The 25,808-nt window shown below is 36.1% G+C and carries 25 protein-coding genes and 1 other annotated feature; of the genes, 24 read left to right on the top strand and 1 reads right to left on the bottom strand.

What is annotated here, in order from left to right; all coding sequences use genetic code 11:
- Positions 1-232 precede the first annotated feature (232 nt).
- The 15 genes from hemW to era all read left to right on the top strand — a co-directional run bounded on the left by hemW (position 233) and on the right by era (position 14,479).
- Complete coding sequence (hemW, locus tag LWE_RS07510) at positions 233-1,390, top strand: radical SAM family heme chaperone HemW (RefSeq protein WP_011702282.1); 1,158 nt, start codon at positions 233-235, stop codon at positions 1,388-1,390.
- A gap of 146 nt (positions 1,391-1,536) precedes the next feature.
- Positions 1,537-2,574, top strand: a complete 1,038-nt coding sequence (hrcA, locus tag LWE_RS07505; protein WP_011702281.1) for a heat-inducible transcriptional repressor HrcA — start codon at positions 1,537-1,539, stop codon at positions 2,572-2,574.
- Positions 2,575-2,615: 41 nt separating this feature from the next.
- Positions 2,616-3,191, top strand: a complete 576-nt coding sequence (gene grpE / locus LWE_RS07500) for a nucleotide exchange factor GrpE (RefSeq protein ID WP_011702280.1) — start codon at positions 2,616-2,618, stop codon at positions 3,189-3,191.
- Between the two features lie 32 nt (positions 3,192-3,223).
- Positions 3,224-5,065 (top strand): molecular chaperone DnaK, encoded by a 1,842-nt coding sequence (dnaK, locus tag LWE_RS07495; protein ID WP_011702279.1) that lies wholly within the window; start codon positions 3,224-3,226, stop codon positions 5,063-5,065.
- 142 nt (positions 5,066-5,207) lie between these two features.
- Complete coding sequence (dnaJ, locus tag LWE_RS07490; RefSeq protein ID WP_011702278.1) at positions 5,208-6,338, top strand: molecular chaperone DnaJ; 1,131 nt, start codon at positions 5,208-5,210, stop codon at positions 6,336-6,338.
- A 71-nt stretch (positions 6,339-6,409) separates the two neighbouring features.
- Complete coding sequence (prmA, locus tag LWE_RS07485) at positions 6,410-7,354, top strand: 50S ribosomal protein L11 methyltransferase (protein ID WP_011702277.1); 945 nt, start codon at positions 6,410-6,412, stop codon at positions 7,352-7,354.
- Positions 7,355-8,122 (top strand): 16S rRNA (uracil(1498)-N(3))-methyltransferase, encoded by a 768-nt coding sequence (locus LWE_RS07480; RefSeq protein ID WP_011702276.1) that lies wholly within the window; start codon positions 7,355-7,357, stop codon positions 8,120-8,122.
- Between the two features lie 197 nt (positions 8,123-8,319).
- A complete protein-coding gene (gene rpsU, locus LWE_RS07475; RefSeq protein ID WP_003719762.1) occupies positions 8,320-8,493 on the top strand; it encodes a 30S ribosomal protein S21 in 174 nt (57 codons plus the stop codon).
- Between the two features lie 19 nt (positions 8,494-8,512).
- Positions 8,513-8,959, top strand: coding sequence for a GatB/YqeY domain-containing protein (locus LWE_RS07470; protein WP_003736634.1), 447 nt, complete (start codon positions 8,513-8,515; stop codon positions 8,957-8,959).
- Between the two features lie 187 nt (positions 8,960-9,146).
- On the top strand, positions 9,147-10,106 hold the full coding sequence (locus LWE_RS07465; protein WP_011702275.1) for a PhoH family protein: 960 nt from the start codon (positions 9,147-9,149) through the stop codon (positions 10,104-10,106).
- Between the two features lie 18 nt (positions 10,107-10,124).
- Complete coding sequence (locus LWE_RS07460) at positions 10,125-12,281, top strand: HD family phosphohydrolase (protein WP_011702274.1); 2,157 nt, start codon at positions 10,125-10,127, stop codon at positions 12,279-12,281.
- A 17-nt stretch (positions 12,282-12,298) separates the two neighbouring features.
- Positions 12,299-12,784, top strand: a complete 486-nt coding sequence (gene ybeY / locus LWE_RS07455; RefSeq protein WP_011702273.1) for an rRNA maturation RNase YbeY — start codon at positions 12,299-12,301, stop codon at positions 12,782-12,784.
- A complete protein-coding gene (locus LWE_RS07450) occupies positions 12,762-13,157 on the top strand; it encodes a diacylglycerol kinase family protein (RefSeq protein WP_003771868.1) in 396 nt (131 codons plus the stop codon). Before ybeY ends, LWE_RS07450 begins: the two co-directional genes overlap by 23 nt.
- A gap of 24 nt (positions 13,158-13,181) precedes the next feature.
- Positions 13,182-13,577, top strand: coding sequence for a cytidine deaminase (locus tag LWE_RS07445; RefSeq protein ID WP_011702271.1), 396 nt, complete (start codon positions 13,182-13,184; stop codon positions 13,575-13,577).
- Positions 13,574-14,479 carry a GTPase Era gene (gene era / locus LWE_RS07440; protein ID WP_011702270.1) on the top strand — a complete coding sequence of 302 codons (906 nt, stop codon included), beginning with the start codon at positions 13,574-13,576 and terminating at the stop codon, positions 14,477-14,479. Before LWE_RS07445 ends, era begins: the two co-directional genes overlap by 4 nt.
- A gap of 33 nt (positions 14,480-14,512) precedes the next feature.
- On the opposite strand, the gene LWE_RS07435 is transcribed toward era, so the two are convergent.
- Positions 14,513-15,133 (bottom strand): DUF4352 domain-containing protein, encoded by a 621-nt coding sequence (locus tag LWE_RS07435; RefSeq protein ID WP_011702269.1) that lies wholly within the window; start codon positions 15,131-15,133, stop codon positions 14,513-14,515.
- A 137-nt stretch (positions 15,134-15,270) separates the two neighbouring features.
- On the opposite strand from LWE_RS07435, the gene recO reads away from it, so the two are divergent.
- From recO to LWE_RS07390, 9 genes are all read left to right on the top strand, one after another.
- A complete protein-coding gene (gene recO / locus LWE_RS07430) occupies positions 15,271-16,038 on the top strand; it encodes a DNA repair protein RecO (RefSeq protein ID WP_011702268.1) in 768 nt (255 codons plus the stop codon).
- 40 nt (positions 16,039-16,078) lie between these two features.
- Positions 16,079-16,252: a binding site (T-box leader), on the top strand.
- Between the two features lie 67 nt (positions 16,253-16,319).
- Positions 16,320-17,210 carry a glycine--tRNA ligase subunit alpha gene (glyQ, locus tag LWE_RS07425; RefSeq protein WP_011702267.1) on the top strand — a complete coding sequence of 297 codons (891 nt, stop codon included), beginning with the start codon at positions 16,320-16,322 and terminating at the stop codon, positions 17,208-17,210.
- Positions 17,203-19,269: a glycine--tRNA ligase subunit beta gene (gene glyS / locus LWE_RS07420; RefSeq protein ID WP_011702266.1), complete on the top strand. Its 2,067-nt coding sequence runs from the start codon at positions 17,203-17,205 to the stop codon at positions 19,267-19,269. The genes glyQ and glyS overlap by 8 nt, the downstream gene beginning before the upstream one ends.
- A gap of 34 nt (positions 19,270-19,303) precedes the next feature.
- A complete protein-coding gene (locus LWE_RS07415) occupies positions 19,304-20,128 on the top strand; it encodes a pyruvate, water dikinase regulatory protein (RefSeq protein WP_011702265.1) in 825 nt (274 codons plus the stop codon).
- Positions 20,129-20,315: 187 nt separating this feature from the next.
- A complete protein-coding gene (locus LWE_RS07410) occupies positions 20,316-20,756 on the top strand; it encodes a YaiI/YqxD family protein (protein ID WP_041176347.1) in 441 nt (146 codons plus the stop codon).
- Between the two features lie 19 nt (positions 20,757-20,775).
- On the top strand, positions 20,776-22,656 hold the full coding sequence (gene dnaG / locus LWE_RS07405; protein WP_011702263.1) for a DNA primase: 1,881 nt from the start codon (positions 20,776-20,778) through the stop codon (positions 22,654-22,656).
- 94 nt (positions 22,657-22,750) lie between these two features.
- Positions 22,751-23,875, top strand: a complete 1,125-nt coding sequence (gene rpoD, locus LWE_RS07400; RefSeq protein WP_003730430.1) for an RNA polymerase sigma factor RpoD — start codon at positions 22,751-22,753, stop codon at positions 23,873-23,875.
- Positions 23,876-23,942: 67 nt separating this feature from the next.
- Positions 23,943-24,647, top strand: a complete 705-nt coding sequence (locus LWE_RS07395) for a tRNA (adenine(22)-N(1))-methyltransferase (protein ID WP_011702262.1) — start codon at positions 23,943-23,945, stop codon at positions 24,645-24,647.
- The gene (locus tag LWE_RS07390; protein WP_011702261.1) at positions 24,644-25,765 is read left to right on the top strand and encodes a Nif3-like dinuclear metal center hexameric protein; all 1,122 of its coding nucleotides are present in this window, start codon (positions 24,644-24,646) and stop codon (positions 25,763-25,765) included. Before LWE_RS07395 ends, LWE_RS07390 begins: the two co-directional genes overlap by 4 nt.
- Positions 25,766-25,808: the final 43 nt, after the last annotated feature.

The following is a 25,808-nucleotide window of genomic DNA, read 5'->3' as shown; positions in this document are numbered from 1 at the left end:
TTGTGCGGAGATTTTATATTTTCAGCACAACTTTTTTATATAGAATACAGCTTATTTAAAATCTATACTGATATAACCTATAAAATAATGTATTGAAACAAAAAGGAACATTCTAATTATTGATGATAAGATTATTAGCTCGATAAGTGAATCTCCCACATAAATACTTAAAAATATGTTAAACTGGCTAATGGACAAAGAAGCCAATTTTTAGTGCAAGGAATTGATAATAATGATAAATATGAATCAATCGAGTAATGAAAGTTCGGCGGTATATATCCATATTCCGTTTTGCGAACATATTTGCTATTACTGCGATTTTAATAAAGTATTCTTAGAGGGACAACCGGTCGACGAATACGTAGATTTACTAATTAAAGAAATGGAATTAACTGCTGCAAAGGGACCTATTGCGCCAGTCGATACTGTCTTTGTTGGCGGCGGGACACCGACAACCTTGAATGAAGCCCAAATTGCGAGACTTTGCACGGCTATTCAAGACATACTACCTCTAAAAAAAGATATCGAATTTTCCTTTGAAGCAAATCCAGGTGATCTTTCATTATCCAAAGTACAAACCATGCAAGATCATGGCGTTAATCGTATCAGTATGGGAGTTCAAAGCTTCAACAATGAACTTCTCAAAAAAATTGGTCGCATTCATACTGTAAAAGATGTCTATCAATCAGTTGAAAATATGCGCAAAATCGGGTTCGAAAATGTAAGTATTGACTTGATTTTTAGCTTGCCTGGTCAAAAAGAAGCAGACTTTAAAGATACCCTAAAACAAGCAATTGATCTCGATTTACCGCACTACTCAGCTTATTCGCTAATTATTGAGCCCAAAACGATTTTTTATAATCTTATGCAAAAAGGGAAATTATTCTTACCCGGCCAAGATGCAGAAGCAAACATGTATGATTTACTATTAAATGAAATGGAAAAAAATAATCGCAAGCAATATGAAATTAGTAATTTTGCAAAAGAAGGATTTCAAAGTAAACACAATATTACTTACTGGAGCAACGAACACTATTATGGTTTTGGCGCCGGCGCACATGGTTACATTGGCGACACACGTTATAGTAATTTCGGTCCAATAAAAAAATACATGGAACCATTACAGGAAAATCAACTACCTACATTCCAACAAAAAGAACTGACTTTAAAAGAAAAAATGGAAGAAGAGATGTTTCTAGGGCTTAGAAAAGTAGATGGTGTGAATAAGATTCATTTCAAACAAAAATTCGGTCAGAACTTGGATACTACTTTTGCAAAAGCTATTGAAAAAACAACTGCAAAAGGTTGGCTCGAAAACAATCAAGAAAATGTAGCACTAACTAGAAGTGGAAGATTTTTAGGAAATAATGTTTTTCAAGAATTTCTCTAAAATCGCTCTATCTGACCTTTTTTGACCAAACAATCCTACTTTAGTCTGAAATCGAGTGTTTTCGGTTGACTAAGGTGGAATTGTTTGGTAAATTTATACTTGTATTTAGCACTTGATGTTATTGAGTGCTAAAAGAGGTGATAGATATGTTAACAGAAAGACAACTTTTAATTTTCCGTGCCATCATCGATCATTTCACGTGGACTATTCAGCCGGTTGGTTCGAAAAATTTGCTGAAAGAAAAAGGTTTGCCTTATAGTTCAGCGACTATCCGTAATGAGATGGGCGTCCTCGAAGAATATGGCTTTATTGAAAAAACACATTCTTCGTCTGGACGAGTTCCTTCTGAAAAAGGATATCGCTTTTATGTCGATTATTTACTCCAGCTCAAAAAGTTAGATAAATCCGACAGACAAATGATTCGTTCTTTCTTTTCAGAGAATTATTATGAAATGGAAGGACTTATCCAAAATTCAGCATTAATGTTATCCGATTTAACCAATTACACGTCCATCTTGCTCGGTCCTGAAGCAACGAAAAATCATTTAAGTGGCTTTAGATTTGTACCAATTAATAACTTTCAAGCAATGCTCATTTTAATTACCGATCAAGGGCATGTTGATAACCATCTAGTGACGATACCTGAGGGCACAACGCTTTCTGATATCGAACGAATGGTCAACATTTTAAATGAACGGTTAGTAGGGCTTTCGCTGGATGATTTAAAAGTACAAATACCAATGGAAGTGAAAGAACTTCTTGGAAAGCATGTTAGAAATTATGAAAGTTTTATGCATGTGTTTTCAGATTCTTTCGCCCAAGCAAGTCAACAAAAAGTGTATTTTGGTGGAAAAACGAATATCCTCAATCAACCGGAATTTCACGATATTAATAAGGTCCGTGAGATGCTTCATTTGATGGAAGAAGAACAAGATGTTTATGAATTGTTTAGGGATATTCCCGATGGACTTCAAGTGAAAATAGGCCGAGAAAACAATAATAGTCTTATGGAAGATTGTAGTATTATTACAGCAACATACAACATTGCTGGCGAACGTGTCGGTGGTATTGTGCTCCTAGGTCCAACAAGGATGGAATATAACAGAATGATGGGGTTAGTTGATGTAATGAGTCGAGATTTAACCGATGTGTTAACCAAACTTTATCGTGATAACCAAAATTAGGAAGGCTGAAAAAGCATAAGTTTTTTCAGGAGGTGGCTAAAGTGTCTGAGAAAAAGAACAAAAAAGAAAGACTAGCTGATGAAATCGAACAAGAAGAATTAAACATTTTAGATGAATCAGAAGAAACTGTTGAAGAAGAAGCTACGGCAGATGCTTTAACAGAAGAACAAGCGAAAATTTTGGAGCTTGAAAACAAACTTGATGAAGTAGAAAATCGCTATCTTCGTATGCAAGCAGACTTTGAAAATGTCAAAAAAAGACATATTGCAGATCGCGATGCAAGTCAGAAATATCGTTCGCAAAGCTTAGCGGAAGATTTACTTCCTGCGCTAGACAGTTTTGAAAAAGCACTTGCTACAACTTCTGACCAAGAAGAAGTGAAACAAATTTTAAAAGGAATGGAAATGGTGTATAACCAAATTCTTGTTGCTTTTGAAAAAGAAGGTATTGAAGTAATTCCGGCAGTTGGTGAGCAGTTCGATCCGAATTTTCATCAAGCGGTTATGCAAGATAGTGACGAAAATGCGGCAAGCAATGAAATCACTGCAGAACTTCAAAAAGGTTATAAATTAAAAGACCGGGTTATACGCCCATCTATGGTAAAAGTAAATCAATAAAAATAATTACTGAATAACAGGAGGAAATAACAATGAGCAAAATTATCGGTATTGACTTAGGAACAACAAACTCAGCAGTAGCAGTATTAGAAGGCGGAGAAGCTAAAATCATCCCTAACCCAGAAGGCGCACGTACAACACCTTCCGTAGTTGGTTTCAAAAACGGTGAACGCCAAGTAGGTGAAGTAGCGAAACGTGCTGCAATCACCAACCCAAATACAATTAGTTCTATCAAACGTTACATGGGTACTAACCATAAAGAAACAATTGAAGGAAAAGATTATTCTCCACAAGAAATTAGTGCAATCATTTTGCAATACCTAAAAAGTTATGCAGAAGATTACCTTGGTGAAACTGTAGATAAAGCAGTAATCACAGTTCCAGCTTATTTCAACGATGCCCAACGTCAAGCAACAAAAGATGCTGGTAAAATCGCTGGACTTGAAGTAGAACGTATTATTAACGAACCAACTGCAGCAGCACTTGCTTACGGTATGGACAAAACAGAAACAGACCAAACAATCCTTGTATTTGACCTTGGTGGTGGTACTTTTGACGTTTCAATCCTTGAACTAGGCGACGGCGTATTCGAAGTACATTCTACTGCTGGTGACAACGAACTAGGTGGAGACGACTTCGATAAAAAAATTATCGATTATCTAGTAGCTGAATTCAAAAAAGACAATGGTGTTGATTTAAGCCAAGACAAAATGGCGCTTCAACGTTTGAAAGATGCAGCTGAAAAAGCGAAAAAAGATCTTTCTGGCGTGACAAGTACACAAATCTCTTTACCATTTATCACAGCTGGAGAAGCTGGCCCACTTCACTTAGAAGTAACGCTTACTCGTGCTAAATTTGATGAATTAACACATGACTTAGTGGAACGTACGATTGCGCCAACTCGTCAAGCATTAAAAGATGCGAACCTTTCTGCAAGTGATATTGACCAAGTAATTTTAGTTGGTGGATCTACTCGTATTCCTGCAGTTCAAGAAACAATCAAAAAAGAATTAGGCAAAGAACCTCATAAAGGTGTAAACCCAGATGAAGTTGTAGCAATGGGTGCGGCTATTCAAGGTGGCGTAATTACTGGTGATGTAAAAGACGTTGTATTACTTGATGTAACTCCTTTATCTCTTGGCATTGAAACTATGGGTGGCGTTATGACACCGTTAATCGAACGTAATACAACTATTCCAACATCTAAATCACAAACATTCTCTACAGCAGCTGACAACCAACCAGCCGTTGATATCCATGTACTTCAAGGTGAACGTCCAATGGCTAAAGACAATAAAACATTAGGACGTTTCCAATTAGCGGATATTCCACCAGCTCCACGTGGTATTCCACAAATCGAAGTATTATTTGATATTGACAAAAATGGTATCGTAACAGTTCGCGCGAAAGATCTTGGAACTGGTAAAGAACAAAACATCGTTATTAAATCTTCTTCAGGTTTAACAGATGAAGAAATCGAAAAAATGGTTCAAGATGCAGAAGCGAATGCAGAAGAAGATAAAAAGAACAAAGAAAACGCAGAACTTCGTAACAATGCTGACCAATTAGTATTCACTGTAGATAAAACATTGAAAGAATTAGAAGGCAAAATAGACGAAGAAGAAGTGAAAAAAGCAGAAGCAGCGCGTGATGAATTACAAGAAGCGCTTAAAGGTGAAGATTTCGATGCAATTAAAGAAAAAACAGAAAGCTTAAACGAAATCGTTCAAAACTTATCTGTTAAATTATACGAACAAGCTGCAGCAGAGCAACAAGCAGCAGGTGGTGCAGAAGGTCAAGAAGCTCCTCAAAACGACGATGTAGTAGACGCTGAATTTGAAGAAGTAAATGACGACGACAAAGAAAACAAATAATCTTTTTAAAAGGTAAGGATAATGAGTCAAAGTCTACTGTGGCTTTGGCTTTTTATCTGAAATAAAGTTTTTACAACATCTCTTTCAAATGTTACAATACGTTAGGACTATAAAAATATATCATGGACAGGAGTGATGGCGGATGGCAAAACGAGATTATTATGAAGTGCTTGGTATTTCCAAAAGCGCCTCAGCGGACGAAATAAAAAAAGCTTACCGGAAACTGTCCAAACAGTATCATCCGGACATAAATAAAGAAGCAGGCGCTGATGAAAAATTCAAAGAAATATCAGAGGCTTATGAAGTATTAAGTGACTCGCAAAAACGTGCTCAATACGATCAATATGGTCATGTAGATCCAAACCAAGGTTTCGGCGGCGGTGCTGGTGGCGGATTTAGCGGCGGAGGATTCTCTGGATTTGAAGACATCTTTGACACATTCTTCGGTGGTGGAGGACGTCAACAAGATCCTAATGCACCAAGACAAGGTAGCGATTTACAATATACAATGCGTCTGAAATTTAAAGAAGCCGTTTTTGGTAAAGATGCAGAAATTGAAATTCCGCGCGAAGAAAACTGTGATACTTGTCACGGTTCTGGCGCGAAACCAGGAACTACTCCAGAAAAATGTAGTCATTGTGGTGGTAAAGGTTCTATTAACGTGGAACAAAACACTCCATTTGGCCGTGTAGTTAACAAACGCACTTGTCAATACTGCAATGGTACTGGTAAAGAAATTAAAGAAAAATGTTCAACATGTCATGGTAAAGGTCGCGTAACTAAAACGAAAAAAATCAAAGTGAAAGTTCCAGCTGGTGTAAATGACGGACAACAAATGCGCGTTTCTGGTGAAGGAGAAGCGGGTATTAACGGCGGACCAAACGGTGATTTATATGTTGTATTTGTCGTAATTCCTGATGAATTTTTCGAACGAGAAGCAGACGACATTTATGTGGAAGTTCCAATCACCTTCGTTCAAGCTACATTAGGAGATGAAATCGATGTGCCGACTGTTCACGGGAAAGTTCGTTTGAAAATTCCAAGTGGTACACAAACAGGAACAACTTTCCGCTTGCGTGGCAAAGGTGTTCCGCATCTACGAGGAAATGGAACAGGTGATCAACATGTCATAGTCAAAGTAATCGTTCCGAAAAAGCTAGATGACAAACAAAAAGAAATTTTACGTGAATTTGCTTCCACTACTGGAGACAGAGTAGACGAACAAACATCCGGTTTTTTTGACAAAATGAAACGAGCTTTTAAAGGCGATTGATGATTGATGAGGTCGATAGTTGTGCGAGAAGCAACCATCGACCTTTTCTACATAGTAAAGGAGTGTTAAAAATGGAATGGTCAGAAGTGGAAGTCCATACAACAAATGAAGCAGTAGAGCCAGTTGCAAATGTTTTGACAGAATTCGGTGCAGCAGGAGTTTCAATTGAAGATGTAGCAGATTTTTTACGCGAACGAGAAGATAAATTCGGTGAAATTTACGCATTAAAACGTGAAGATTATCCAGAAGATGGCGTGATTATTAAAGCTTATTTTCTGAAAACAGCAGAATTTGTTGAACAAATCCCAGAAATCGAAAAAACTTTAAAGAATTTGACGACTTTTGATATCCCGTTAGGAAAATTCCAGTTTGTTGTTAATGATGTAGACGATGAGGAATGGGCTACAGCTTGGAAAAAATATTACCATCCGGTTCAAATAACTGACCGGATTACTATCGTACCTAGTTGGGAATCCTATACACCATCTGCCAACGAAATAATCATTGAACTCGATCCAGGGATGGCTTTTGGAACAGGCACACACCCAACAACACAATTATGTATCCGTGCTTTGAGTGATTATTTGCAACCAAATGATGAAATTATTGATGTAGGAACAGGGTCAGGTGTACTCAGTATCGCCAGTGCTAAACTAGGCGCAAAATCTGTTCTAGCAACTGATCTTGATGAAATCGCTACTCGTGCAGCAGAAGAAAATATTATTTTAAATAAAACAGAACATATTATTACGGTAAAACAAAATAACTTGCTCCAAGATATCAATAAAACAAACGTGGATATTGTGGTTGCAAACATTTTAGCAGAAGTTATTTTACTTTTCCCTGAGGATGTTTATAGAGCATTAAAACCAGGCGGGATTTTTATTGCTTCAGGAATTATTGAAGATAAAGCGAAAGTAGTTGAAGAAGCACTGAAAAACGCAGGACTTGTTATCGAAAAAATCGAGCAACAAGGAGACTGGGTTGCGATTATTTCCAAACGAGGAGTGGAATAAATGCAGCGTTATTTCGTAACAAATGAGCTGGAAAATGACCATGATACGATTTTTATCACTGGAGAAAACTTCCATCATATCACTCGTGTTATGCGTATGAAAGAAGCAGATCAAGTTTTTATTGTTTTTCCGAGTAAAAAAACTTGTGTCGCTACAATTACAGCTATTAATGATGAGGAAGTAGTATTAAATTTAGTCAAATGGCTAGAAGAAAATACCGAGTTACCCATTGAAATAACCATTGCTAGCGGCTTACCAAAAGGTGACAAACTAGAACTTATTATTCAAAAAAGCACAGAACTTGGTGCGCATAAATTCATTCCTTATAAAGCAGAACGATCTGTGGCAAAGTGGGACGATAAAAAAGTCATCAAAAAAATCGAACGCCTTCAAAAAATTGCACAAGAAGCTGCTGAACAATCACATCGAACTGTTATTCCAGAAGTACAGTACGCGGCTAGTTTTAAAGAGTTAATGCTTAATCATGTTCATTATGACTATGTAATCGCAGCTTATGAAGAAAGCGCTCGAGAAGGCGAAGACAGTGCACTTCCTAGTTTATTTCAAACAATGAAGAAAGGACAGTCTGTTTTATGTATTTTTGGACCAGAAGGCGGTATTAGCGAAAAAGAACTCATACTTCTTCAAGATGCTAATACAACACTTGCTGGACTCGGCCCAAGAATTTTAAGAACAGAAACTGCTCCACTTTATGTTTTATCTGCTGCTTCTTTCTATTTTGATCTATTCAAAAATAAAAATAGCTAACATTTCAAAGTTTTATACGAAAGTTAACGATTTCATGTTGACGATGCCCGATGTTTCGTATATAATTTTTAATGAGTGAATGCTTATCTGCATTACTTCAGAATAATTCATAATTTATTTTCCGTTATGTCCTATTCTGGAACTTAAATGAAGGATTTAAGTGAGTGCATGTAAGTGCCGGAGGGAGGGAAAGAGAGATGTCAAAAACAGTAGTTCGTAAAAACGAATCGCTTGAAGATGCTCTTCGTCGCTTTAAACGTACTGTTTCCAAAAGTGGAACTTTGCAAGAATCCAGAAAGCGCGAATTTTATGAAAAACCAAGCGTAAAACGTAAGAAAAAATCCGAAGCAGCAAGAAAACGCAAATTCTAATTAAAAGGCGATGATTTCGTTGACACTGCTTGACAAGTTAAATGAAGATATGAAACAAGCGATGCGCGATAAAGAGAAAGAAAAACTTTCCGTTATTCGCATGTTAAAAGCAGCTTTACAAAACGAAGCAATTCACCAAGGTGTGAAAGATCTTACTCCGGATGATGAAGTAACCGTGATTTCCCGTGAACTCAAACAGCGCAGAGACTCTCTAGCTGAGTTTGATAAAGCAGGACGTAGCGACCTTTCTGATAAAGTCCGTTCCGAGATTGTCATTGTTGAGGACTATGCGCCAAAACAATTGACTCCTGAAGAGCTTGAGAACATTGTGAAAGCAACTATCGAAGAAGTTGGCGCATCTAGTAAAGCTGATTTCGGCAAAGTAATGTCCGCGATTATGCCTAAAGTAAAAGGCAAAGCTGACGGCGGTGCTGTTAACCAATTCGTAAAAAAATATCTTTCATAAACTAATTCAAACTAGTTTTGAAACAATAAGAAACAGGGTTCCTTCGTATTATATGAAGGATATCCTGTTTTTTTGTGCTTATTTTTGCCAGAAAATAGTTATTACTATCGCTTCGTTTTTCAACCAAGGGAATTTCGTGTATAATATAACTAATCAAGGCACTTATAACAGGTGAAGGGGTTAGCCAATGCTAAATGAATTTAATGAAGTAGTCGAATTATCTGATGATACAAATATCCAAGATTTATTCGGCAATAATAATAAGAATATCGAACTGTTAGAAGAATTGCTTCAAGTGAAAATTATTACCCGGGGTGAAGCACTCTCTATTACAGGAGAAGAAGAAGCAGTTCAACATACTATTGCTGTTTTAAATGAACTGATTTTGACCGTAAAACGAGGTATCCATATTGATGGACGTGATATTGCACAAGCCGTAAAAATGCAAAGAAATGGAACTCTTATATACTTCCACACTTTATTTGAAGAAGAAATCACTAAAAATGCAAAAGGAACACCTATACGACCTAAAACATTTGGACAAAGAACATACATACAAATGATCAAAAAACATGATATCGTATTTGGAGTCGGCCCGGCTGGAACAGGAAAAACTTACCTCGCTGTCGTTATGGCAGTAGATGCTTGGAAAAAAGGTAACGTCAGCAAAATCATCTTAACTAGACCTGCTGTGGAGGCTGGGGAAAGTTTAGGATTTCTACCAGGAGATTTAAAAGAAAAAGTAGATCCTTATTTGCGCCCTGTATACGACGCGCTGTATGACATTTTCGGGACAGAGCATACAACAAGACTAATGGACAGAGGCGTCATTGAGATAGCTCCTCTGGCTTATATGAGAGGCCGTACACTAGACCATGCTTTTGTTATATTGGATGAAGCACAAAATACGACGATTGCCCAAATGAAAATGTTTTTAACTCGTCTAGGTTACGATTCTAAAATGATAGTTAATGGAGATATGACACAAATTGATTTGCCAAAAGGTGCAACAAGTGGTCTTGTAAATGCAGAACAAGTTTTAAAAGACGTCAAAGATATCGGTTTTGTTTACTTTGAACACCATGATGTGGTTAGACATCCTCTAGTAGCTGAAATTATTAAAGCATACGAAGGAAAACAAAATTAGTAGAGAGGAGACAAAGATGTGAAGCTAGCCAAGAAATGGAGAGATTGGTACATCGAAAGTGGAAAAAAATACCTTTTTCCATTTCTCCTTATTTGTTTTGCTGTCGTAGCCTATTTCCTTGTCTGTCAAATGACAAAACCAGAGTCATACAATGTTAAGCTATTTCAAGTAGCCGAAAAAACCATTCGTTCACCTCAGACTGTAGAAGATACAGAAAAAACAAAAGAAGAACGTACCAAAGCAAGTGATGCTGTAGAAGACGTGTATGTTTATAATCGCGAAACAGGTCAAAATCGAGTCGCCTTAATTAAAAGCTTATTTGCATATGTAGGTGAAGTAAATTCAGAAGCAGAAGAAAATGACAAGAAAAATAAAGAAAAAGCCCAAAAAGACAAAAAACCTATACCTGCTCCGACTTCAAGCGAAACCAAACTAAAAAGTTTAAAGAGTAAATTGTCCAGTAATGTGTCTGAAAAAATCACTTCCACTATATCTGATGAAATTTTTACTACTTTAATTGAAGCAGATAGTAAAGATTTTAATGTGATGGAAGATGTGATTACAACAGAAGTAGCTAAAACAATGGAAAATAAAATCCGAGATGAAAATCTAAATGCTGCAAAAATTAGAGCTCGAGATGATATCGAACTATCGGCTATATCTAGCTATTATAAAAATGTATCGAAAGCACTTGTTTCCTATGCGATTGTTCCAAATGAAATTTATAATGAAGAACAAACGGATGAACATCGTAAAGATGCTGCTCAAGCTGTTGTTCCAGTGAAAATTTTGCAAGGGCAAGTCATTGTGCAAGAAGGGCAAATTGTGGATAGGGAAACTTATCGCCAATTAAATATGTTACATCTGCTAGACCAAAAAATGCCCGTGAAACAATATGCTGGTTTCGCCATTTTTATTATTGCGCTTGCTGCTATTCTTTTCTTCTATACAAAAAAACAAACTGTATCCAAAGCGAAAAAATTACAAAAAATGTTGATTTTTTCTTCGGTTTATATCATTTCTTTATTTATGCTAATGATTATTTTGTTCTTAGAAAATCAGAATGTATCGAATATCGCCTTTTTATTCCCAGCCGCTTTTGCCCCAATGATACTCAAAATCTTACTTAATGAGAAGTATGCCTTTTTAAGCGTCATTTATATCGCTGTAACTAGCTTATTCGCATTTCAAAATGATTCTACTAGCGGGGTTACTATATTTATTTTATTAAGTGGTATAACAAGCATTGTGGTTTTACGTGATTATAGTAGACGTTCTGCCATCATGCTTTCTGGATTTATGGTTGGCTTAATTAATATGGGTTATGTGTTTATTTTATTATTAATTAATAATAGTACGATTCTCCAAATATCCACATTAATGGCGATAGGTTATGCCTTTTTAGGAGGATTTGGCGCATTCATTCTAGGAGTCGGCGTTATTCCGCTTTTTGAAACGATGTTTGGCTTATTAACAACGAGTCGTTTAGTGGAGCTTGCTAATCCAAATCATCCGTTACTTAAAAAAATATTGATGAAAGCGCCTGGTACGTATCATCATAGTATGATGGTAGCTAATTTAGCGGAAGCTTGTGCAGATAAAATTGGCGCAAATAGTCTACTCGTTCGCGTTGGCTGTTTTTACCATGATATCGGTAAAACATTACGTCCACCATATTTTGTAGAAAACCAGCTTCAAGGAATTAATCCGCATGATAGGCTGACACCAGAACAAAGTCGTGATATAATTCTTGCGCATACGAAAGATGGCGCAGAGATATTAAAAGAAAATCATATGCCACAACCGATTATTGACATCGCATTGCAACATCATGGTACAACTTTACTCAAATATTTTTATTACAAAGCGAAAGAAACAAACCCTGATATAAAAGAAGCTGATTACCGTTATAGTGGGCCAAAACCACAAACGAAAGAAATTGCAATAATTAACATTTCCGATAGTGTTGAGGCTGCTGTTAGATCTTCAACGGAACCAACAATGGCTAAAATAACAGAAATTATCGATGGGATTATTAAAGATCGCTTCCTCGATGGACAATTTACCGAGTGTGATATTACGATAAAGGAAATTAAAATTATACGTGATACATTAATTGCCACATTGAACGGAATATATCATCAACGAATACAATATCCTGATGACAAAGATTGAAAATAGGAGGACAAAAGATGCCGGTCTTAGAAATAGATTTACTAGATGAAACAAATAAATTGCTAGATGAAGATAAACAACTAGTTGAAAACATTCTACAATTCGCAGCAGGCTATTTAAAAATTGATGAAGGCACAGAACTCTCTCTTACTTTTACAACTAACGAAGGCATAAGAGAAATTAATCGTGAATATCGAAATAAAGACCAAGCGACGGACGTTATTTCCTTTGCTCTTGAAGAAATGGGTGAAGGAGAAACGGAAATCGACTGGGCCGACTTCGATCTTGAGACGCCAAAAATGCTTGGTGATATTATCATTTCTACTGAAAAGGCAGAAGAACAAGCAAAAGATTACGGACATACAAAAGCAAGAGAATTAGGTTTTCTGGCAGTTCACGGATTACTGCATTTGCTAGGGTATGATCATATGGAGCCTGACGAGGAAAAAATAATGTTTGGCTTACAAAAAGAAGTGTTGGATGCTTATGGACTCGAAAGATAGAAAGTATAAACGTAGTAAAAATTATGCAGAATCTTTTCAGCATGCTTTTACTGGACTAAAAACTGCTTTTTTAGAAGAGCGAAATATGCGATTCCATACATTTGCGGCTCTTGCTGTTGTAATTTGTGGCTTTTTCTTTCATGTAACTAGGTCCGAATGGATTTTATTAATTTTATCTATTTTTGGCGTCTTAACTTTAGAAATGGTCAATACGGCAATTGAACGAGCAGTAGATGTAGCAACAGAACAATATATTGATGAGGCGAAAAAAGCGAAAGATGTGGCTGCTGGGGCAGTTTTACTTGCAGCAATAGTAGCTAGTTTTATTGGTCTCATCATATTCATACCATATTTTTGCCAGATGTTTTTATAAAAAGAAGGGATTGTGATTTGGTAAATGAAAGAAAATAATTTTATCTCACTCGCTAAACAAGCAAGAGAATTTGCCTATGTTCCTTACTCGAAATTCCCAGTGGGAGCAGCTCTTGTAACTGCAGATGATGAGGTCGTGCTTGGTTGTAATATCGAAAATGCCTCTTTTGGCTTAACTAACTGCGCCGAAAGAACAGCAATTTTCAAAGCAGTTTCAGAAGGAAAACGTGATTTTAAACAATTAGTTGTTGTAGCAGACACTGACGGACCAGTATCACCGTGCGGAGCTTGTCGACAAGTAATTAGCGAATTTTGCGCGCCAGATATGCCAGTCATTTTGACAAACTTAACAGGAAAAACAGCGACGGTAACTGTGAAAGAACTTTTACCGGGCGCATTCACATCGGAGGATATGTTATGAGTGAACCATTTAAATCAGGATTTGTAGCTATAGTTGGGCGACCTAACGTTGGAAAATCAACTTTATTAAATCATATTATTGGTCAAAAAATCGCTATCATGAGCGATAAAGCCCAAACTACAAGAAATAAAGTTCAAGGTGTATATACTACAGATGAATCCCAAATTATTTTTATTGATACACCAGGAATACATAAACCAAAACATAAATTAGGCGATTTTATGGTAAAAATTGCTTTAAATACATTTCAAGAAGTAGATTTAATTTATTTTGTTATTGATGCTTCTACTGGTTTTGGCCGAGGGGACGAATTTATTATTGAAAAGTTAAAAAATGTCCAAACGCCTGTTTTTCTACTAATTAATAAAATTGATTTAATTTCTCCGGAAGATTTGTTTAAACTTATCGAGCAATACCGTGAATTATTAGATTTTGAAGAAATTATTCCGATTTCTGCACTTCAAGGGAACAATGTGCCCAATTTATTAGAACAAACGAATGCAAACCTTGAAATCGGACCAATGTATTATCCAAAAGACCAAATTACAGACCATCCAGAACGTTTTATTATTTCTGAGTTAATTCGTGAGCAAGTGTTACAATTAACGAGAGAAGAAGTACCGCATTCGGTGGCTGTAGTTATTGAAGGTATCGAAAAAAATCCTAAAACAGAAAAACTAACCATTAATGCGACTATTATTGTTGAAAGAAGCACGCAAAAAGGAATTATTATTGGTAAACAAGGTCAAATGCTAAAACAAATCGGCATGCGTGCTAGAAAAGAAATTGAAAGCTTACTAGGTTCTAAAGTCTTTTTAGAAATTTGGGTAAAAGTGCAAAAAAATTGGCGAGATAAAGAACATTACTTACATGACTATGGATTCGATAGAGAAGAATATTAAGAAAAGCATCTGGCAAACGCCAGATGCTTTTCATTATTCTGTCCAGTTATAATTATCATACTCTACATCATATGGTCCAAAATTATAAACTTCATAATAGAGTACAAGTTCTTTTGTTTCGCCAGGTTGAACATCTCCTGAAAAACTTTTTTCAGTTATTTGTTCCCCGTATTCTTCGTCTGCATTATCATATAAGCTAACATCATCAGAAGAAAATGAAACTGTGTCATTACTCGTATTTTCAAATTTAACTCGTACTTTATAAACATCATAATCAGCTTTTTCACGATACATTTCCGGTTTGGAGATAGTGATAGAACTTTCATCCTCTAAGATTACTTCTTCACCGTAACTAACGTCTATATAATCATCTAAACTCTCTGTATCATCACCTTGTGAGTAATCATCAGAATAGTTATCTAAACCATTTCCATAACTCGAAAAAGAAAATGGATTACTGAATGTTTGAAGCAAGTTTGTCGTTACTAAGTTTAAACCAGCTATCATAATGCAAAATCCAATGCCAAGCGATAATCCGGCAACAATAATACCGGCCCATTTTTCCTTTCTTACAATAAGTAATACAATCCCCACAACTACACCTATGAATGTGAGTAGAAATAAGCCAACTAATAATGCAATTAACATATTCATAGCAACAAAATTCCCTTCCATCTCGTCTTTTTCTTTATTTTACAATAGGTGAGGAAGGAAAGATAGCAATAAATATAAAAAGACATTTTCATTTAGAAAATGTTATAATAAAAAGAATGAAAAAGGAGGAGTGCCGCATGGAAAAATGCGAAGGAATCGTGATACGCCAGACGAGTTACCGCGAATCTGATAAAATAGTACGCATGTATACACGTGAATTCGGAAAAATTGGTGTGGTTGCTCGTGGGGCAAAAAAAACAAAAAGTAGATTAGCTGCTGTAACCCAATTGTTTACAAACGGCTACTTCACTTTTTTCGGGGGAAATGGGCTTGGAACGCTTCAACAAGGGGAAGTTATCGAAAATTTTTCTTCTATTCAACAAGATATTTTTATGACAGCTTATGCTACGTATGTTTGCGAATTATTAGATAAAGCGACAGAAGAACGTCAACCAAATCCTTATTTATATGAACTAACTTTTCAAATTTTGCGCGATATTGATGAAGGATATGATCCGCAAATATTAACACAAATATACGAAATGAAAATGCTTCCTGTGCTAGGGCTTTATCCAACCATGGACAAATGCGCTATCTGCGGTGAAACGACAGGGCATTTTGATTTTTCAACAAGAAGTAACGGGATAATTTGCCATCGCTGCTTTGAAAAAGACCGTTACCGGATGCATTTGCCGGAAAATGTAGTAAAACTGTTACGGCTATTTTTTATTTTTCAATTAGATCGATTAGGAAATATTGATGTGAAACAAGAAACAAAAGATTGGCTTCAAAAAGCAATTGATACTTATTACGACGAGAATTCTGGTTTGTATTTGAAAAGCAGAAAATTTTTACGCGATATGGATAAATGGGAAAATATGTTAAAAAAAGATAGCGATGATTGACTTTTTAGTAAAAATACAGTATCTTTTAATATATCAACTAATAGGTACGTAGAAGGAAAATAGTAACAAAAAGCTCTACTTTTAGCGAGTCCGGGTTTGGTGGGAGCCGGGTATTTAACTTTTTGTGAAGGCGTTCTGGAGTACAGCGAAATCAAGGTGGGAATTATTTGAATTCCAAATAGGGTGGAACCGCGAGCTAACTCTCGTCCCTATATGCTTTAAATCAGCATATAGGGACGAGAGTTTTTATATTGTCTGAAATATTCTTGGAGGTGGAAAAAATGAATTTACAAACAATGATTAGAACATTACAAGATTATTGGTCCGAACAAGGTTGTATCATGTTGCAATCGTATGACGTGGAAAAAGGTGCCGGTACAATGAGCCCTTACACTTTCCTAAAAGCAATTGGTCCAGAACCGTGGAAAGCTGGTTACATAGAGCCATCTCGCCGCCCAGCTGACGGTCGTTACGGAGAAAATCCAAATAGATTATTCCAGCATCATCAATTCCAAGTAGTGATGAAACCTTCTCCTGATAATATTCAAGAACTTTATCTTGGTTCTTTAGAAAAATTAGGAATTAATCCACTAGAACATGATATTCGTTTTGTAGAAGATAACTGGGAAAACCCTTCACTTGGCTGTGCTGGTCTTGGTTGGGAAGTTTGGTTAGATGGTATGGAAATTACTCAATTTACCTATTTTCAACAAGTTGGTGGCTTAGAATGTTTCCCTGTTACATCAGAAATCACTTATGGAGTGGAACGTTTAGCGAGTTATATTCAAGATAAAGAAAATGTATTCGATTTAGAGTGGACAGAAGGAATTAGTTATCGTGATATTTTCTTCCAAGCAGAATTTGAAAACTCCACTTACGCTTTTGAAACGTCTAATACAGATATGCTCTTAACTCTTTTTGACACATATGAAAGAGAGGCCGCTCGCCAAATGCAAGAAGGACTTGTTTTCCCAGCGTACGATTATGTATTAAAATGTTCGCATACATTTAACTTATTAGATGCGCGTGGGGTTGTTTCTGTTACAGAACGCGCACAGTATATCGGTCGTATTAGGAATTTAGCAAGACGTGTCGCTAAAACATTTTATGAATCACGAGAAAAACTTGGCTTCCCATTAGTCAAAGAAGAGGGAGGAAAACGTCATGAGTAAAGATTTTCTTTTAGAAATCGGCTTAGAAGAAATGCCTGCACAATATGTGACTAGTTCTGTTGCACAATTAGAAAAGCGTGTGAGTGACTGGTTAAATGAAAATCAAATAACGTTTGAGAAAATAAAAACTTATTCAACACCAAGACGCTTAACTGTTCTTGTGGAAGCGATGGCAGAAGAGCAAGCAAATCGCGTGGAAGAAGCAAAAGGTCCAGCGAAAAAAATTGCCTTAGATGATGAAGGTAATTGGTCAAAAGCAGCATTAGGTTTTGCAAGAAGCCAAAAAGTAGAGCCTGCTGACCTGACTTTCCGTGAAATTAAAGGCGTTGAATACATCTACATTAAAAAAGAAGTAATTGGCGAAAAAACAACAGCGTTACTTCCGAGTTTAGAAAAAGTAGTAACAAGTATGACTTTTCCTGTAAGCATGCACTGGGGTAGCAATGATTTGCGTTATATTCGTCCTATTAAATGGCTTATCGCAATGTTTGGTGAAGAAATTATTCCATTTGAAATCACTGGTGTTTCAACAAGTAATACTTCACGTGGACACCGTTTCTTAGGTAAAACAGCAACCATCAAACAACCAAGTGACTATCCAAATGCGTTATTAGAACAATTCGTTGTCGTTAATGCTGAAGAACGTAAACAAGCTATTGTAGAACAACTACGTGAACTAGAATCTATGGAAAACTGGCAAATCAAAGAAGACGAAGATTTGCTAGAAGAAGTGACTAATCTTGTAGAATATCCAACTGTTTTAGCTGGTAATTTTGAGAAAGAATATTTGGAATTACCAGAAGAAGTTTTAATTACAACAATGAAAGAACACCAGCGCTATTTCCCAGTGTTTAGTAAAGACGAGGAATTATTGCCTCACTTTGTTACTGTTCGTAACGGAAACCATGAAAACTTAGATACAGTTGCACGCGGTAACGAAAAAGTATTGCGCGCTCGTTTATCAGACGCTGATTTCTTCTATCAAGAAGACTTAAAAATAACCATTGATGAAGCAGTTGCTAAACTACAAAATATTGTTTTCCATGAAAAACTAGGCACATTAACAGAAAAAATGAAACGAGTTCAAAAAGTGGCGTTAATGCTTGCGGATTATTTAGATTGGCAAGAAGAAGATAAACAAGATATTATTCGATTAACAAATATTTATAAATTTGATTTAGTAACAAATATTGTTGGCGAATTCCCAGAACTACAAGGTTTAATGGGAGAAAAATATGCCTTATTACAAGGTGAAAAGCCTGCAATTGCCATAGCTATTCGCGAACATTATTTACCAAGTTCAGCAGAAGGCGCTTTACCACAAACAGATTTAGGATCAATTATTGCTATTGCTGATAAATTAGAAACTTTAGTTGGTTTCTTTTGTGTTAATATCGTACCGACTGGTTCTGCTGATCCATTTGGTTTACGTAGAAGTGCTTTTGGAGCAATGCGTATTATTCAAGCAAATGGTTGGGACATCCCTGTACTAGAATTACTTTCTCGTATTGTTGATATGGAACGTGCAGAAGGAGCCGTTGAACTACCAAGTGACGATGTCAAAAAAGAAGTTCAGACTTTCCTAAAAAACCGTTTAAGAGTTGTATTACAGAATCACCATATTCGTCATGATATTATTGATGCGGTTATTGGTGGAGATCCTAATACTATTCCACAATTAGTTGATCGTGCGCAAATTTTAAATAAACATGTTGAATCGGACTGGTTCCGTCCAACGGTTGAAGCTTTGACACGTGTTATGAATATTTCCAAAAAACACGAAGGAAACGTAGAAGTGGATCCTTCCTTGTTTGAAAACAAATATGAGCAAGCGCTTTTTGATGAAATAGAAAAATTAAAATATGATTATGCTAATTTAACAATTGTCGATCGATTAAGAGCCTTTGCTGCTTTGAGAACGACTATTGATGATTATTTTGATAATACACTTGTTATGAGTGAAAATATTGAACTTAAAAATAATCGTCTGGCACTTCTATTCGAACTTGCAAGCTTTATTAAAGAATTTGCTCAAATGGACGAAATTAATGTAAAATAAAAGTAAGATTTTGAGCAAAGAGGAGGAAGTTTGTATGACTCAACCAGCCGTATACGTGGTTTCAGATTCAACAGGAGAAACGGCCGAACTTGTGACAAGAGCAGCACTTAGTCAATTTGGTCAAACGCCAAAATTTATTCATCGTTTTCACCATGTTGATTCATCTCATATGATTGAAGAAATTGTTGACTTAGTAGCGGTGAACAACGGAATTATCGTGCATACCATCGTACTTGAAAGCGTTCGAGAAGAACTTAATAAAACAGCTCAAGCTTTTGGTGTACCGATTATTGACTTATTTGGCCCGCTTTTAAATCAGTTAGAAGAAACTTATAAGATTAAACCACTCTCTGAACCTGGTCGTGTTCGTTCCATGGATGAAGCTTATTTCAATAAAGTAGCAGCAATTGAATTTGCCGTAGAAAATGATGATGGTCGAAATCCAAGAGGTATTTTGCAAGCTGATTATGTGTTAATCGGTATTTCAAGAACGTCTAAAACACCTTTGTCACAATATTTAGCTCTCAAAGGCTTGAAAATCGTTAATATTCCAATCGTTCCAGAAGCACAAATACCAGACGAACTTTTTGAAATTGATCCCCAAAAAATAATTGGTCTAAAAATTAGTAAACAGAAACTTACGAAAATCAGACAAGAACGATTAATATCAATTGGTTTACCTGGTGCTGGAACGTATGCAAGTAATCAACGAATTGATGAAGAATTAGCGATTTTTGATAAATTAGCTAGTAAATTGAATTGTTTTGTTTTGGATGTGACAAATAAAGCGATTGAAGAGACTGCAAATGAGATTTTAATCCACATTGGTGAAATTGTTGATGAAAATTTAGAATTATAAGAAGGACTTTTGCTTTTTGTGTCGAATATATATATTATACGGGGAAAACTGCTTGTAAAAGTTAGGTTCTTCCCGTATAATCTAATTTCGCGCTTAAAAAAGCTAAATCTACGAATAATATTAAAAAAACGGGTTAAAAACTCGTTTTTTAAGTTGCATTCATAGGTTTTGAGAGAGGATGGAATATGTGCCAAAAATTTTAGTTGATGCCGATGCCTGCCCGGTAAAAGCAGAAATAAAACAAGTCGCCGAACAATTTCAATTAGAAGTTATTTTTGTGGCTTCTTTTAACCATTACTCTGTCAACACAAACGGAGAAAACTGGATTTTTGTTGATACTGGAAAAGAATCAGCGGATATGCGAATGATGAATATAGCAAACAAAGGTGATATTATTGTTACTCAAGATATTGGTCTTGCTAGCATTCTACTTGCAAAAGGTACGTATGTATTTTCTAATCGCGGCGAACTTTACCGAGAAGAAGAAATGTCATTAATGTTAGATATTCGCTATAGACATGCCAAAGAAAGACAGCAAGGCAAATATAGCAAAGGTCCTAAAGCAATGAGCGATCAAGATCGTTCCCTTTTTAAAGACCGAATAACTACATTTTTGCAAAATAAGTAAATAGGAGTTGACTGTCAAGATGGCGCGGATTCCTGAAGAAGTAATTGATCAAGTCCGGAATCAAGCGGATATAGTCGATATTATTGGTAATTATGTCCAATTAAAAAAACAAGGCCGAAACTACTCTGGTCTATGCCCTTTCCATGGCGAAAAAACACCATCTTTTTCTGTATCACCAGAGAAACAAATTTTCCATTGTTTTGGTTGTGGTAAAGGTGGCAATGTATTTTCATTTCTAATGGAGCATGACGGACTAACTTTCGTAGAATCTGTCAAAAAAGTCGCGGATATGAGTCATTTAGACGTGGATATCGAACTTCCCGAAGAACGTGATACAAGCAATTTGCCTAAAGAAACTTCTGAAACTGCTAAAATGATTGAAATGCATCAACTTACAGCTAAACTCTATCATTATATCTTGATGGAAACAGAAGAAGGGGCAGCCGCTTTAACGTATTTGAAGGAACGAGGCATGTCTGAACACATGATGGCGTCTTTCCAAATCGGCTTTGCACCGAATCACCATGCAACAATAACCTCTTTTCTAGAAAAAAGAGGAATGGACTTGCAACTGGCTGGTATGGCTGGACTTTTGTCTGAACGCGACGATGGGCAAATGGTTGATCGTTTTCGTAATAGAATTATGTTCCCAATTACAAACGATCGAGGTCAAATTATTGCTTTTTCTGGTCGTTTATTTGACCGGGATGACGGACCAAAGTATTTAAATAGTCCTGAAACACCAATTTTTAATAAAAGGCGCACGTTATTTCATTTTTCAGAAGCAAGACAAGCTATTAGAAAACAAGAAGAAATAACACTAATGGAAGGTTTTATGGATGTCATTTCCGCTGAAGAAGCAGGTGTTCAAAATGCCGTTGCTTCAATGGGGACAAGCTTAACAGAAGAACATGCAGATTTAATTAAACGACTTACAAATCGGGCAATTATTTGTTATGATGGCGACCGAGCTGGAATTGAAGCTGCCTATAAAGCAGGAACACTTCTAGTAGAACGCAATCGTTTAGATGTTTTTGTTTTGCAACTCCCAGCAGGAAAAGATCCAGATGACTTTATTAGAGCAAGCGGAGCAGATAAATTCAAAGAAATCTACAAACAGCAGCGCATGACATGGACAGCTTTTAAAATCAATTATTTACGCAAAGAACGTAATTTACAAAATGAAACGGATCAAATCGCCTATATTGATGACTGTTTACGTGAAATTGCAAAACTTGATCAAGCCGTAGAACGAGAATTATACTTAAAACAACTAGCAGATGAATTTGAATTAACTATCGAAACATTAAAACAGCAACTCCAACAATCACTAAAAAATGCGCAAAAATCACGACAAATAACAAGCTATAATGAACCACCAATAGATGATTCTTTTATGGGAATGATTCCACAAGAAGATTCAGAAATGCTATTTTCATTTGAGCAACCAACACAGAAATTATCTGCACATACAACAGCAGAACAACAACTAATGAAAGCAATGATGGAAAATCGAGATAGTTTTCTTTTGATTAAACAACTTCTTGGAGAGACAGAATTTTATCATGATAATTATCAAGCACTATACACTTATTTAATTGGCTACTTTGCTGAAGGTAATGAAGCCGATCCGAATAAATTCATGGATAGCGTACCTGATGCTGCAATGAAAGGTCTTATTAGCAGTCTTGAAATGGTAATTAGTCCTGATGAACAAGGTAAAACACAGTTTGAAGACTATATTAGAAGTCTCAAACGGTTTAAATTAGAACAAACAAAGAGAAAACTTGAGCAACAACTCGCGGCTTTCAATCGTGAAAACGATAAAGAAAACGAAATTCGCGTCATGCTCGAAATCGTCCAACTCAATCGCCAGTTAAATAGCGGTCAATTGGATTAATAACGTTTTAAAACCGCGAAATGATGGTATTATTACCTAAGAGAAGCCTTTTAATGAGGTGAGCGGCATTTTGGAAGGAGGAATACAGGCAGTTATGAGTGATAAAACACAAAACACAAAACCAGTTGCTGAACTAAATGTTGAGCAAGTAAAAGAAGCCCTGATAGAAGAAGGTAAGAAAAAGGGGATTTTAACTTACGCAAAAATCGCTGCCAGATTAGCTCCATTCACTTTGGATTCCGATCAAATGGATGAATATTTAGAGCATGTAGGTGAAGCAGGAATTGAAGTTTCTGATGATGCAGATGATGAAGATCCAGATGAAACAGAACTTGTAAAAGAAGAAACCGAATCCTTTGATTTAACAGATATGAGTGTGCCACCTGGCGTAAAAATTAACGATCCTGTTCGCATGTATCTAAAAGAAATTGGTCGAGTAGACTTATTAACAGCGGATGAAGAAATTGCTTTGGCGAAACGTATTGAAGCTGGTGATATTGAAGCAAAAGGACGTCTTGCAGAAGCCAATCTTCGTCTTGTAGTTAGTATTGCGAAACGTTATGTTGGTCGTGGTATGTTATTCCTTGATTTAATCCAAGAAGGAAATATGGGATTAATGAAAGCCGTTGAAAAATTCGACTTTAATAAAGGATTTAAATTCAGTACCTATGCAACTTGGTGGATTCGTCAAGCGATAACCCGTGCAATTGCGGACCAAGCAAGAACTATCCGTATTCCGGTGCATATGGTTGAAACAATTAATAAACTAATCCGAGTGCAACGTTCGTTGTTACAAGATTTAGGTCGTGATCCATCACCAGAAGAAATTGGAGAAGAAATGGATTTACCAACTGAAAAAGTTCGGGAAATCTTAAAAATTGCTCAAGAACCAGTTTCTCTTGAAACACCAATCGGAGAAGAAGACGATTCACACCTTGGCGATTTTATTGAAGACCAAGATGCCACTTCACCATCTGATCATGCAGCTTATGAATTACTAAAAGAACAACTTGAAGATGTGCTTGATACTCTAACAGACCGTGAAGAAAATGTTCTTCGTTTACGTTTTGGTCTAGATGATGGTCGTACGCGTACATTAGAAGAAGTTGGTCGAGTATTTGGCGTAACGCGTGAACGTATTCGTCAAATTGAAGCCAAAGCTCTACGGAAATTACGTCATCCAAGTCGTAGTAAACAATTAAAAGACTTCCTGGAATAATGAACGACCGGGCAGGAGGACAAATCGTTCTCCTGCCTTTTTAATGATAATGAAAGTGGTGGACCCAATGAACGAAGAACAACTTTCTAAGCGACTTGAAAAAGTAGCTTCTTACATAACAAATAACGAACGAATTGCTGATATTGGTAGTGATCACGCTTATTTACCATGCTTTGCTATCAAAAATAAAACAGCTTCCTTTGCCATTGCTGGTGAAGTAGTGGATGGTCCTTTTAAATCGGCACAAAAACAAGTACGCTCTCTAGGATTAACAGAACAAATTGATGTCCGAAAAGGAAATGGTTTAGCTATTATTGAAAAAGAAGATGCTATTGATACAATTGTGATAGCAGGGATGGGCGGCACATTAATTCGTACTATTTTAGAAGAAGGTGCGACTAAGCTAAGTGGTGTATCTAAGTTGATTTTGCAACCGAATATCGCTACTTGGCAGTTAAGAGAATGGTCTGAAAAAAACAACTGGTTGATTACTTCAGAAGCCATTTTACGAGAAGATAACAAAATTTATGAAATTATCGTTCTCGAACCTTCTGAAAAACCGGTTGTATGGACAAAGCAAGAAGTGTTTTTTGGCCCGTGTTTAATAAAAGAACAAAGTGCTATTTTCAAAAGCAAATGGCATCATGAAGCAAAAACATGGCAAAATATTATTCAAACTATTTCCAGCAACCAACCAATATCAGATGAAAATCAAGCAAAAATCCGCGAATTAGAACATAAAATTGCATTAGTAGAGGATGTGTTGAAATGAAAGTCGCAAATGGTTATGAATACACAGCAATAATGGAAAAAATTGCTCCTAAAAAATTAGCAATGAAAAATGATCCCATCGGACTCCAAGTAGGTGATTTATCCAAAAAGGTAAGAAAAGTTATGTTTACCTTAGATGTTTTAGAAGAAGTCGTTGATGAAGCCATCGAAAAAAAGGTGGATTTAATTATTGCGCATCATCCATTTTTATACCACCCAACACAACATATTGATACAACAACAAAACAAGGTAAAATGATCAAAAAGTTGATTAAACATGATATTACCGTGTTTGCTGCACATACAAATTTGGATGTTGCAAAAGGTGGAGTAAATGACATATTGGCAGATTTACTCCAACTGCAAGATACGACAATGATTGAAGAAACATACTCAGAACCATATTGTAAAATTGCTGTCTATGTGCCTGAAAACGAATTAGAATCTGTGCGTTTAGCACTTGTAAATAATGGTGCAGGACAAATTGGAGAAAATTACACAGAATGTACTTTCCACACAACCGGGATGGGTTCTTTTAAACCAGGTGCTGATGCGAATCCAACTATCGGAGAAAAAGAAACACTGACCTCTATTCCTGAAGTGAAAATAGAAGCAATTTTTCCAGAATATTTAACAGAAATCATTACAAAAGCAGTTAAAATTGCTCATCCTTATGAAGAACCAGCAATGGATGTTTACACGCTAGAAACACAGACTTATAAAGAAGGTCTTGGTCGTGTAGGCAATTTACCCAAAAAAATTAATATGGTTTCCTTTATCGACAAATTAAAAACGGCTTTTGCAATTGATAATGTACGTTATGTTGGTGATTTAAAAGCAAATGTACAAAAAGTAGCAATTATTGGTGGGGATGGAAATAAATTTATTCATCAAGCAAAAGCAACCGGAGCAGATGTTTTTATTACTGGAGATGTGTATTATCACACTGCACATGATTTACTAGCCATCAACTTACCAACAATTGATGCTGGACATAACATTGAGAAAGTAATGAAGGGCTACTTGAAAAACAAAATGGAAGAACAAGCAAAAATTTTAGACTATGAAGCAGAATTTATTGTTTCTGAAGTCAATACAGATCCTTTCCAATTTTGTTAATAACAAAACCGACAATTCTTTTAAAAATGAGGATAGTCGGTTT

The organism is Listeria welshimeri serovar 6b str. SLCC5334 (assembly GCF_000060285.1).
Taxonomy (GTDB): domain Bacteria; phylum Bacillota; class Bacilli; order Lactobacillales; family Listeriaceae; genus Listeria; species Listeria welshimeri.
The sequence above is the reverse complement of the archived record's forward strand: the minus strand, read 5'-3'. Positions and strand labels throughout refer to the sequence as shown.